Here is a 10,322-nt window from a genome sequence, read left to right as displayed (position 1 = left end):
TCGGCTTCCGCAACCTCGCGAACTACACAGCCAGGAGCCTGCTCGAGGCCGGAGGTTTCAGACCCTCGCTACACCCTTGATTCCGAAGAGCCGCTATTGCCTTCGGCGGAGTTCCTGGCTGAAGATCAAGCTGTGCGCTCCACAGGGGCGCAATTGCTCGCTGGGAGCAACCGAAAAGGGGCGTTTCATGGCTGATTTTCGCTTTTTTGTCTCACATCCCAAGCGCCGGACGAAACCGCTGGCAATGCTGGCAGCGGCCGCCGTCGCAATGCTTGCCTGCGTGCCGTCCGCCCAGGCAGCGGACACCACGCCGCTGGACCCCAACCCGGGGCCCGCAGGAAACTTCGCCTGGAAGGGGTTCAACTGGGAGAAGCGCTTCTGGGGTGGTGCACCGCAGTACAACAAGGCTTTCGCGGCCGCGAACGTCAGCAATCCGGATGCCAACGGCCACATCACCATGAAGCTGACCAACCCCACCGGCGAAGCCCCCGTGGGAGCGGAGTTCCAGTCCACGCGGAAAGGGTTCGGTTACGGGACCTACACCACCACCGTGGAAAAGAACCTGGAAACGCTGCAGAAAGAAGTGGTGTGGGGCTGCCTGTTCACATACGACCCCCTGGCCGAACCGGGCTACAACGAAATCGATCTCTGCGAGGCCTCGGCGTGGGGCGGCGGCGCCGCATACGGGGAGTCCTGGCCGGTGACCCAAGGCCACGGCTATTGGTTTGATGCCACCAAGCCTCCCGGTGAAGGAAACAACACCACGGCCTTCGACGTCACGCCGGACCCGGTCACCACCCATCGGATGGTGTGGGAGCCGGGGAAGATCACTTTCGAAACCTTCGCCGGGGAAGGGTTTGCGGGCAGCCTCCTGAAGCGCACGGTCCTGGAAGGGGCCACTGTCCCGGTGCCGGCCCAGGAACAGATCCACTTCAACCTGTGGGTGACCGGGGGCGGCGGCGGGGATCCTGCCCATGTGCAACCGGAAAGCGTGGTGATCAGGGATTTTTCCTTCACCGCAGCTTCCGGCCCAGTGCAGGCGCAACCCGTCTCCGCCATCAAGCTGGCTGCCGCTACCAGCAAGGCGAAGTCCGTCAGCACCACCGCCCTGACGTGGACAGGGGCCACGGGCACCAACGTGACGCTGTGGATCAACGGGGCACAGAAGTCCGTGGCCAATACAGGCTCCTACGTCAACAAAATCAAGGGTGGAAAGACCACTTCCTATAAAGTCTGCGATGCCGCCGGGTGTTCGAACGTGGTCAGCGTGGTGACCTGACCCGCCGTCGTAATAGCCACAAGCAGAACGCAGGGCACCATCAACGATGCCCTGCGTTCCTGCTGACCGCGCAGTTGTGGTCCGGGGACTACTTGGCCCGGAACTACTTGGTGCCGCGGACGGGGATGATCCTCTTGATGGCGAGGCCCAGTGCCAGGAGCGCAAAGGCTGCGAGGGCGAACCAGAACACGTCCCCCGCGCCGGTCATGGCGAGGGTTCCGGAACCGGCCCCGGCTGCTGCGGGAACTGCTGGATTGTTATACATGGTTCTTACCAGGCTTTCTTTCTGTTAAAGGCTGCGTCTGTGTACGCCTTCGCGTGAACCAACTGGAGGAAAAGGTCGATCACCAGCTCGTACATGGTGGCGGCCGCGAGCATGTATCTCCATCCCCGGAGCCGCACCGTCACCACTCGTTCGATCACGAAGACACCGGTCACGGCAAGCCAGAACGGCTGGATGTGCAGCCCCGCCCCCGTGCCCAGTGCAACCGCCACCGTGCTGAGGTAGCCAAGCGTCACCAGGACACCCGCCACCGAAAGAACCTGCCTCCCCCAATAGGGCCTGGTGACCCTCGTCCAGCCGTACTGGACGCAGTTCTCCACCGCGCCACGCTTCCACCGCAGGCGCTGCGCCCAGAGTTCCCGCCAGGTGGGCATGACCTCGGTAACCAGGGTGCAATCGGCGGGGGATTTGATCCGGTACTTCAGCGTCAGCAGGGCAAAGGACAGCTCGTTGTCCTCCGTCAGGACCGAGGTATCGTAGACGCCGCCCCTGCCGTTTCCGGGAGGCAGTGTGCCATCCAGCCTGGCCGCGGACACGTCGCGAAGCGTCCGGACCCGGAACAGTGCCGCGGTGCCGGTGACAACCAGGCACTTACCGTGCAGCCGCCGCACGTCCCTGGCGTACCGGGCGTATTCATTCCTTTGCAGATGGCCGACGAATCCGCCGCCGTCGCCGCCCCGGAACACTCCGCCCACGGCACCAAGCCGCGAATCAGCCTGAAGGTGCCCCACCGAGCATTCAATGAAATCCCGTGAGAGCTGCGAATCGGCATCCTGCACCAGGACCATGTCCTCAGGCGCAGCCTCCGGCAGCAGGCCAGCGAGCACGAAGTTGAGGGCGCCAGCCTTCTTGTCAGTGTTGCCCACAGTTGCCACCACTTCGGCGCCCGCCGCCAGGGAAATAGCTTCCGTATTGTCCGTGCAATTATCTGCGACCACAATTATCCGGTCCGGGATAATTGTCTGGTTTTGCAGAGACAAGAGGGTTTCGCCGATTCCCGCGGCCTCGTTGTGAGCCGGGATGATGACTGTGATCACAGGGTTTCCCCTGCCATAAGCCCGGTCCTGGATATTGCCCGTAATTGCGACGCCGCGCACATTTTTCCCCGCTGAAACCATTTGAAGTTCTATTGACTTTTAGTGTTCCAACGCGAACTCAAATCGTTTGCACAGAAGCGGCAACAAAACTACAAGCTTCAATCAAGATGGCCGCACGCACCTCAAGCTCAGGAAGCAGCGGCGCTGAGCTCAAGGGCAGGCGCTGGCCCTCCCGATTCCAGTCTCCGTCCCGCCCAAGGCTGAACAAGAAGAAGCAGAAGCGCACAGAAAGCGCACAAAATCTCTTGACTCGTCACAGCGAGCGCTGTTACAAATGGTGTAAAGCGTTTTCTGAAACGATACAAACTCTTGTCCTCATCAAAGGAGATGACTGTGCCTGCTGCTGCCCAACCCTCCAACCGCCCGGTTTCTTTATCCCGCTGCCGCGGACGGGCGAGGACATCCCTGGCCGCCGGCCTCGCTGCGGCAGCCCTGCTGTCCGGGGTGGGCGTGGCCGTTACCGCGCCGGCCGCCAATGCCGAGCCGAGCAACTACCGCTTTGACTTCGGCAACGGGCCCGTGGAACACGGGTACACCGGAGTCAGCGCCACCGACGCCTACAGCCCCGAAACCCGGTACGGCTTCAACACCCCGGAGCATATGGCCAACGTTTCAGCCAAAGGCACGGGAGCCGGGAGCGATGCCGTTCGCTTCCTCCAGTTCGGGACCAAGAGCTCCAACACGTTCAACGTGGACCTGAAGGAAGGCCTTTACAAGGTCACAGTCACCCTGGGCGACACCTCGCGGGCCAGCATCGCGGCTGAAGGCGTCTTCCAGGAAATGAACCTGACCGGAAACGGCGCCACGGCCTCCTTTGAAATTCCCGTGACCGATGGCCAGCTGAACCTCCTGGTCACGGAGGGCAAAGTTGGGACGGCCTTCACACTGAGCTCGCTGGCCATCGACAAGGTCTCGCGCCATCCGGAAATGGACCCCACCATCTGGGTGGGCGGCGACTCCACAGTGGCCAGCTACTACCCCCTGGAGAACAGCGTCCAGGGCGGCTGGGGGCAAATGCTGCCGCAGTATATCGACCCCGCGGCGTTCGATATCCGGAACATGGCCACCGGCGGGCAGATTGCCCGCGGCTTCCGTAACGACGGCCAGCTTGAGGCCATCCTCCAGTACATCAAGCCTGGCGATCTGTTCCTCCTGGAGATGGGCATTAACGACACTGCAGCCAAGAACGCCACCACCGAGGCGGAGTTCAAGGAGATCATGCGCGACATGGTCCGCCAGGTGGCTGCCACCGGCGCCACGCCGGTGCTGGTCACTCCGCAGGGCCGCGCCACGGACTTCGTGGACGGCGTGCACACCTCGGTCAACCGCTGGTACCGCAACTCAACCGTTGCCCTTGCGCAGGAGGAGGGCGTGCACCTGGTTGACCTGAACGTCCTGGCGTCCGCCTACTTCACGGAGATTGGCCCGGAAGCCACCCTGGCCCTGTTCATGACCGGCGACACGCTGCACCCCAACCGCGCCGGCGCCTCGGAATTGGCGCGGCTGGTGGCCGGGGACCTTGCCCGGCAGGGTCTCTAGGCAGGCTTCCTGGCTAGGGTTCCTGGCCAGGGTCTCTAGCAAAGGTCTCTAAGGCCAGGGACGCTAGATCCAGTCAGCGGAGAAATCCTGCGGCGGCCACCACCGGGTGCGGGCCTGGACGTAGAACCTGCGGCCGGTAACCTCCGTGGGATTGATCCGGATCAGGTGCTCCTTGAGGCCGGACTCCCACGGTTCACGGTCCGGATCGGACAGTTCCAGGGGCACATTGCCGTCGGCCACGGGCTCGGGTATCCCCTTGACCACCACGCTCCACACTTCGGTGCTGTACGCATTCAAACCGTCGGTCTCCAGGGCCACCAGGGTTCCGGCAAGCAGGGAGTACAGCTTGGTGCCGGGGGCAGTCCTGAAGTACAGGGCACCTTCCGCCGGCACAAAGTTAACGGGGAAGATTTCCGGTGTGGTTCCGTTGATGACTGCCAGCCTGCCGATGTAGGAGGAGCGCAAGTACTTCCAGCACTCCGCTTCTGGAAGTACTTCAGTTTTGGGTCCCGACGGTGAGTTCTCCATGGCCCGAAGTCTAGGCCTCCGGCTGCCGGAGGGAGTAGGGCCTTCCTTCCCGTGAGCTAAATTCCGCTTAGCTCGCCTGCCCGGGCGGACGGATGATCCGCCGCTGCGTGGCGGCGGCGATGGCTGCCGTCCTGTTGTCCACCCCGAGCTTGCCGTAGATGTGGACCAGGTGCGTCTTAACCGTTGCCTCAGAGATGAAGACCTGCTTGGCGATGGCGCGGTTGGACAGCCCGGTGGCGAGCAGCTCCAGCAGCTGGACCTCCCGCGGGGTGAGCGAGGTGCCAGGGTTGGTGATGCGGTTCATGAGCAGGGCGGCGGCCTTGGGTGCCAGGACCGTCTCCCCGGCTGCTGCGGCAAAAACGGCCTGGCGGATCTGTTCCGGAGGCGCGTCCTTGAGCATGTAGCCGCTGGCGCCTGCCTCTACGGCGGCGAGGATATCGGCGTCGGTGTCGTAGGTGGTCAGGATCAGGACGGGCGGCGGCGCAGCCAGCTTCCTGATCGCGGCCGTGGCCGCCACCCCGTCCATGCCCGCGCCCATCTGCAGGTCCATCAGCACCACGTCCACCGCGTCACCCAGGACCGCCAGGCGCGAGAGTTCCTTCAGGGCGGCTTTCCCGTCCGCAGCTTCAGCGGTGATGGAAATGCCCTCGAACTCGGTGAGCATGGCCCTCAGGCCGGCGCGGACCACCGGATGGTCGTCCACCAGCAGGACGCGCACGTCAGCCAAGGGTGTCTCCCCCGAAACCATCGAGCGGCAGCCGGATTGCCACCACCGTTCCTTCGCCCGCGGCGGTCTCCAACTCCAGGGAGCCGTTGAGGGCCCTTACCCTTTCCTCCAGCGAGCGGAGGCCGAATCCGCTGCCGTCCGCGCCGCCGTCGTGCCCGGTACCGCGGACGCCCGTCCCTGAGACGCGCCTCCCGGCGGCGGGCGGCGCGCCAAAGCCCACGCCGTCGTCGTAAATGTCCATGGTGACTTCCGTGCCCAGGAAGGTGAGCGTGACCACGGCGTTGCGGGCATGGGCGTGATCGCGGACGTTGGCGAGGCTCGCCTGGGCCGCGCGGAGCAGCGCCACCTGGTGCGGCTGCGGCAGCTCGGCAGGTTCGCCGTCCACTTCCAGCCGGCAGCGGAGCTCAGCTCCCGCCGCCGCGGCGCCCGATTCGGTCTCTGCGCAGAGCCGGCGGAGGGCCTCCACCAATGTGGTGTCATGCAGCTGCGGAGAGGACAGCCCGCGGACAAAGCTCCGCGCCTCGGCCAGGTTGTCCGCCGCAGTCTGCTGCATCAGCGCCACCCGCGACGCTGCGGTGGCTGAATCACCGTGGGCCAGCGACTGTTCCGCGGCCCGGGCCAGCAGCACGATGCTGGACAGGCCCTGGGCAAGGGTGTCGTGGATTTCCCGGGCCAGCCGCTCCCGCTCGGCCAGCACCCCGGCCCCATGCTGGGACGCCGCGAGTTCCTGGCGGGTGCGGCGCAATTCATCCGCGGCCCGCCGCTGGTTCTCCGCATCCCGGTAGAGCGCAACATAGGCAAGGCCGGTGATGACGGCGAAGGCGGCGCCAAACAGCGGCCCGACGACGGCGGCCGCGTGCGGGACCGGGTCCCCGCTGGCAGACCATTGGGACGCGATGACCGCGGCCGTCATGAGTGCGATGGTCAGCAGCGCGGCACGCCTGGGCAGCAGGTGCAGGTGCAGGAAGAACAGTGGGAAGGCCAGCCAGGCAAAATCGGCACTGCCCGCCAGCAGGAGGACCCAGAGCGCTGTCACCGCGGCCAGCCAGGGGAGGCCGTAGCGGCGGGGATTGAACCGGATCCGGCCCGCGGCATGGCGGTGTTCCAGGATTGTCCCGGTGAGGTACACCGCGGCCAGGACAAAGGCCAGGCCCGTCCAGAGTAACGGGAAGGATCCCCGGGAGCCTGATGCCAGCAGCCGGACCACGCCCACCACCAGCAGGGCGGCGAAGCCGGTGTGCAGCGTCACCCTCAGAACCCGCAGGATCGCTTCGGAGGACGCCGTCTCCACAGCGCTCAGGGGGTTCTTTGGGGCGTGGGTGCCGGGTCCGCCGGAAGGGTTCAGGGCAGGGGTGGCGGACATGCCACCAGCTTATGCGCGCCCGCCCGGCGGCGGGTCAATCAAAAGGTTGACCCTGCATTCCACCTTTCGTCCCTGGCTTATCAACTCCCTGCCCGATGGACCGGGGGCCGGCGGACGGGACAGTGGATGGAGACCTTATCCAGTGGGACCAACCGAGAGAAGAACAACGTGTTCCTCGCAATCCGCGACATCCGTTTCGCCAAGGGCCGGTTCGCCATGATGGGCGGCGTGGTGGCCCTGATTACCCTGCTCCTGGTCATGCTGTCCGGCCTCACCGCCGGGCTGGCTGAACAGTCAACCTCCGCGATCGGCAAGCTGGGGGCTGCCGCCGCTGCACCGGTGGACACCGTGGTGTTCGGCGCCCCCGGCTCCGGCACGCCCAAGGCCTCCTATACGGAAAGCTCCGTGACGGCAGCCCAGGCGGAGAGCTGGCGGAGCCGGCCGGGCGTCCGCGCTGCCGAGCCGGTGGGCATCACCCAGACCCGCGCCCAGGGTGCGGCAGCAGGCTCGGGCACCGCCAATGTGGCCGTGTTCGGGGTGGCTCCCGGCAGCGGGCTGGCGCCTGTGGACGTCTCCGCCGGCACCGCGGTGGTGGGCGCCTCCGTGGCCGAGGCCCTGTCCCTCCAGCAGGGGGATGTGCTGGCCATTGGCGGGGTGGAACTCGCAGTGGCCGCGGTTGTTGAGGACCAGTGGTACGCCCACACCAGCGTTGTGTGGACGGCCCTTCCGGCCTGGTCCAGGCTTGCCCACGTTTCCGACGGCGGCCAGCTGGCTACCGTCCTTGCCGTCACCTACCGGGACGGCGCGGCAGTTGATGAGGCCGCCGCGGATACCGCGGCGAAGACGGTGAGCGCCTCGCGGACAGACTCCTTCCAGGCGCTGGGCTCGTTCAAGAGCGAGAACGGCTCGCTGACGCTGATGCAGGCTTTCCTCTATGGCATTTCGTCCCTGGTCATTGTGGCGTTCCTGACCGTGTGGACCATCCAGCGGACCCGCGACATCGCCGTCCTGAAGGCCATGGGGGCGCCGGGGTCCTACATCCTGCGGGATGCCATCACGCAGGCAGCAATAGTGCTGGCAGCCGGGGCCGGGCTGGGCGGGTTTGCCGGCGTCCTGGCCGGGCGGGTGGCCGCCCAGGCAGCCCCTTTCCTCCTCAGCCCTGCCACCACGCTGCTTCCCGTCGTCGGGATTGTTGCCCTGGGGCTGGCCGGGGCAGCGCTGGCCGTCCGCCGCGTCACCAAAATCGACGCCCTGCTGGCCCTCGGCGGGAACTGACACCCCGCTCCCCCACACTTCCCCCTTCATCCCCGAGTTTTTGTCCAGATACGCAGGCCTAATGTGCCCTGAACCCTGCATATCTGGCCAAAAACTCCAATCCTTTGAAAGGAAACATGATGTCTGCCTACTCCACCCCGGTTCCGTTGGAACTGCTCAACGTCACCCTGGAATACCCTGACGGAGGCGGCACCACCACCGCCCTGGACCGCGTCAGCCTGGCAGTCCCGGCCGGGCACGTGGTGTCGCTCGTCGGACCGTCCGGCTCGGGAAAATCGAGCCTCCTTGCCGCAGCCGCCACCCTGGTCCGCCCCACCAGCGGCCAAGTCATCATCGACGGCACCGACACAACCGGCCTTCCGGACAAGGCGCTCACGGCACTGCGCGGCAGCAAAGTGGGCATCATCTTCCAGCAGCCCAACCTCCTCCCCTCACTCACGGCCGCCGAACAGCTCATCATCGGCGACCACCTACGCGGCAAGCCCGTGAAGGCCGCCCGGAAGAAGGCCGCCGGACTCCTTGACGTCGTCGGCCTGTCCGCGAGTGCCGGGAAGCTCCCCCACCAGCTCTCCGGCGGCCAGCGCCAGCGGGTCAACATCGCCAGGGCCCTGATGGGAAACCCGAAAGTCCTGCTGGTGGATGAGCCGACGGCCGCCCTGGACCACGAGCGCAGCGCCTCGATTATCCGGCTACTGTGCCAGGTGACCTCCGAGTTCAACGTGGGCACGGTGCTGGTCACGCATGACACGGAGTTTGTTCCGTTAACCGATGCGGTAGCCACCATGCGGGACGGGACCCTCGCCGCCCCGGTGCTGACCGGCGCGTGAGCACGGGTGGCCCGGGGGCTTTGCGCGCAGTAATTGCGGGGCAACCCCCGCCACGGAGAATTGACCGGATCTTGCGGCAAACCTTGCCGTGCCCTGAAGTTGCGGGTCCACGCTGAAGTCATGGACCAACCAGCTTGTGGGGAGCAGGAAGCAATGGGAAATAGGACAGTTTTGGACGGGGAAGTCACCGCCGTGGATGGCGTGCTCACGGATCAGCATCCGCTCGACTTCTACGCGCTGGGCCTGGCGGGCTGCATCGACCGGCTCACGGCGCCCCTCCGCCACCGGGGAACCGCCGTCCGCTGGGACACCCCGCACTGGGGCATCGAGATCCCGAAGGACTGCGCGTCCCTCCTTTACCAGTCGGCACGCGAGGCGCTCAGCAACGTCTACAAGCACTCCGGGGCGTCGCACCTGGCCGTCCAGCTCGCCGCCGTGGACCACGGCATTCGCCTGGTAGTGGCCGACGACGGCACGGGCTTTGACAGTGAAGCCGCCACCTGCGGGCGCCACCACGGCTACGGCCTCCGGCTCATGTCCGTTGCCGTCCATGAGGCCGGCGGCACCGTGGACATCCGCTCCGCCCCCGGGCAGGGCACCAGCGTGACGGTTACGCTGCCGCTGGATTAAGGCTCGGATGCCCGCCGTTGCTGGGACGGCGGGCATCCGGAACACCCTAGCGGGTCAGTTTGGCCGTATCGGGCTCATGGTCGCCGATGTGGCCGGGTGCGTTGGCCGCCAGGACCCGCTGGACGAAGGCGCAGTACTCCTCCATGTAGTGGCGCAGGAACTTGGCAGTGCCCTCATTCTTGACCTCGCCGTCGTCGCCAAATACGGCGGCGTCGAAGTGGATGTAGGCCTCCGGCGCGTTGAGCTGCGGCGCGTCAAGGAAGCTCAGGACGCTGCGCATGGACGATTGCATCACCGCAGTACCAATGCTTCCCACGGAAGCCCCGATGATTCCGGTGGGCTTGCGGGCAAAGGAGTTGCTTCCCCAGGGCCGGGAGCCCCAGTCGATGGCATTCTTGAGCGCCCCGGGAATGGAGCGGTTGTATTCCGGGGACACGAACAGGAGCCCGTCGGCCGCCTCGATGGCTTCCTTGAGGGCGCGCCCTTCCGGCGGGAAGTCGGCGTCGTAGTCGTAGCTGTAGAGGGGGAGGTCCTTGATGGGGATCTCCGTGAACTCCAGGTCCTCGGGAGCGAGTTTAATCAACGCCTTGGCCAGGACCCTGTTGATGGAGCCGGTTGCCAGACTCCCCACGAAGTAGCCGATTTTGTACGGTGCCATGAGTGTTCCTTCCAATAGCCGGTCCGCGCCGGCAGGCCATATTTCCGGAAATGAGTGCCGCCCCAGCGGGGGCGGCGTGTGGTGCCCATTGCACCCAACAGTCCAGCACAGAAGCC

11 protein-coding genes are annotated in these 10,322 nt (G+C 65.7%); 5 read left to right on the top strand and 6 right to left on the bottom strand.

The window, feature by feature from the left end; translation table 11 throughout:
* Positions 1–187: 187 nt before the first annotated feature.
* Positions 188–1,279, top strand: a complete 1,092-nt coding sequence (locus tag ACIQF4_RS11070; protein ID WP_400517449.1) for a hypothetical protein — start codon at positions 188–190, stop codon at positions 1,277–1,279.
* Between the two features lie 103 nt (positions 1,280–1,382).
* Here the strand turns inward: ACIQF4_RS11070 and ACIQF4_RS11065 are convergent, their stop codons facing one another.
* On the bottom strand, positions 1,383–1,544 hold the full coding sequence (locus ACIQF4_RS11065) for a hypothetical protein (protein WP_231453749.1): 162 nt from the start codon (positions 1,542–1,544) through the stop codon (positions 1,383–1,385).
* A gap of 5 nt (positions 1,545–1,549) precedes the next feature.
* Positions 1,550–2,599: a glycosyltransferase gene (locus tag ACIQF4_RS11060; RefSeq protein WP_400517447.1), complete on the bottom strand. Its 1,050-nt coding sequence runs from the start codon at positions 2,597–2,599 to the stop codon at positions 1,550–1,552.
* Between the two features lie 393 nt (positions 2,600–2,992).
* Between ACIQF4_RS11060 and ACIQF4_RS11055 the strand changes: the two genes are divergently transcribed.
* Positions 2,993–4,198: a rhamnogalacturonan acetylesterase gene (locus tag ACIQF4_RS11055; protein WP_400517445.1), complete on the top strand. Its 1,206-nt coding sequence runs from the start codon at positions 2,993–2,995 to the stop codon at positions 4,196–4,198.
* Positions 4,199–4,261: 63 nt separating this feature from the next.
* Here the strand turns inward: ACIQF4_RS11055 and ACIQF4_RS11050 are convergent, their stop codons facing one another.
* From ACIQF4_RS11050 to ACIQF4_RS11040, 3 genes are all read right to left on the bottom strand, one after another.
* Positions 4,262–4,726 carry a pyridoxamine 5'-phosphate oxidase family protein gene (locus ACIQF4_RS11050; RefSeq protein WP_350005669.1) on the bottom strand — a complete coding sequence of 155 codons (465 nt, stop codon included), beginning with the start codon at positions 4,724–4,726 and terminating at the stop codon, positions 4,262–4,264.
* Positions 4,727–4,793: 67 nt separating this feature from the next.
* Positions 4,794–5,453 (bottom strand): response regulator, encoded by a 660-nt coding sequence (locus tag ACIQF4_RS11045; protein WP_400517443.1) that lies wholly within the window; start codon positions 5,451–5,453, stop codon positions 4,794–4,796.
* A complete protein-coding gene (locus ACIQF4_RS11040; protein ID WP_400517442.1) occupies positions 5,446–6,816 on the bottom strand; it encodes a sensor histidine kinase in 1,371 nt (456 codons plus the stop codon). Before ACIQF4_RS11040 ends, ACIQF4_RS11045 begins: the two co-directional genes overlap by 8 nt.
* 168 nt (positions 6,817–6,984) lie before the next feature.
* Here ACIQF4_RS11040 and ACIQF4_RS11035 point away from each other — a divergent pair, with 168 nt between their 5' ends.
* From ACIQF4_RS11035 to ACIQF4_RS11025, 3 genes are all read left to right on the top strand, one after another.
* On the top strand, positions 6,985–8,091 hold the full coding sequence (locus tag ACIQF4_RS11035) for an ABC transporter permease (RefSeq protein WP_400517452.1): 1,107 nt from the start codon (positions 6,985–6,987) through the stop codon (positions 8,089–8,091).
* 119 nt (positions 8,092–8,210) lie between these two features.
* Complete coding sequence (locus ACIQF4_RS11030) at positions 8,211–8,918, top strand: ABC transporter ATP-binding protein (protein ID WP_400517451.1); 708 nt, start codon at positions 8,211–8,213, stop codon at positions 8,916–8,918.
* Between the two features lie 153 nt (positions 8,919–9,071).
* Positions 9,072–9,548: a sensor histidine kinase gene (locus tag ACIQF4_RS11025; protein ID WP_231453767.1), complete on the top strand. Its 477-nt coding sequence runs from the start codon at positions 9,072–9,074 to the stop codon at positions 9,546–9,548.
* A 46-nt stretch (positions 9,549–9,594) separates the two neighbouring features.
* On the opposite strand, the gene ACIQF4_RS11020 is transcribed toward ACIQF4_RS11025, so the two are convergent.
* A complete protein-coding gene (locus tag ACIQF4_RS11020) occupies positions 9,595–10,206 on the bottom strand; it encodes an NADPH-dependent FMN reductase (RefSeq protein ID WP_400517441.1) in 612 nt (203 codons plus the stop codon).
* Between the last annotated feature and the right edge of the window lie 116 nt (positions 10,207–10,322).

Origin of the sequence: Pseudarthrobacter sp. NPDC092202, from assembly GCF_044755505.1 — a bacterium.
Classification (GTDB): domain Bacteria; phylum Actinomycetota; class Actinomycetes; order Actinomycetales; family Micrococcaceae; genus Arthrobacter.
The sequence above is the reverse complement of the archived record's forward strand: the minus strand, read 5'-3'. Positions and strand labels throughout refer to the sequence as shown.

Excerpts from the sequence above, each read along its gene's own strand:
- ACIQF4_RS11070 (WP_400517449.1), top strand. The coding sequence starts at position 188 with ATGGCTGATTTTCGCTTTTTTGTCTCACATCCCAAGCGCCGGACGAAA.
- ACIQF4_RS11065 (WP_231453749.1), bottom strand. The coding sequence starts at position 1,544 with ATGTATAACAATCCAGCAGTTCCCGCAGCAGCCGGGGCCGGTTCCGGA.
- ACIQF4_RS11050 (WP_350005669.1), bottom strand. The coding sequence starts at position 4,726 with ATGGAGAACTCACCGTCGGGACCCAAAACTGAAGTACTTCCAGAAGCG.
- ACIQF4_RS11040 (WP_400517442.1), bottom strand. The coding sequence starts at position 6,816 with ATGTCCGCCACCCCTGCCCTGAACCCTTCCGGCGGACCCGGCACCCAC.
- ACIQF4_RS11030 (WP_400517451.1), top strand. The coding sequence starts at position 8,211 with ATGTCTGCCTACTCCACCCCGGTTCCGTTGGAACTGCTCAACGTCACC.
- ACIQF4_RS11025 (WP_231453767.1), top strand. The coding sequence starts at position 9,072 with ATGGGAAATAGGACAGTTTTGGACGGGGAAGTCACCGCCGTGGATGGC.
- ACIQF4_RS11020 (WP_400517441.1), bottom strand. The coding sequence starts at position 10,206 with ATGGCACCGTACAAAATCGGCTACTTCGTGGGGAGTCTGGCAACCGGC.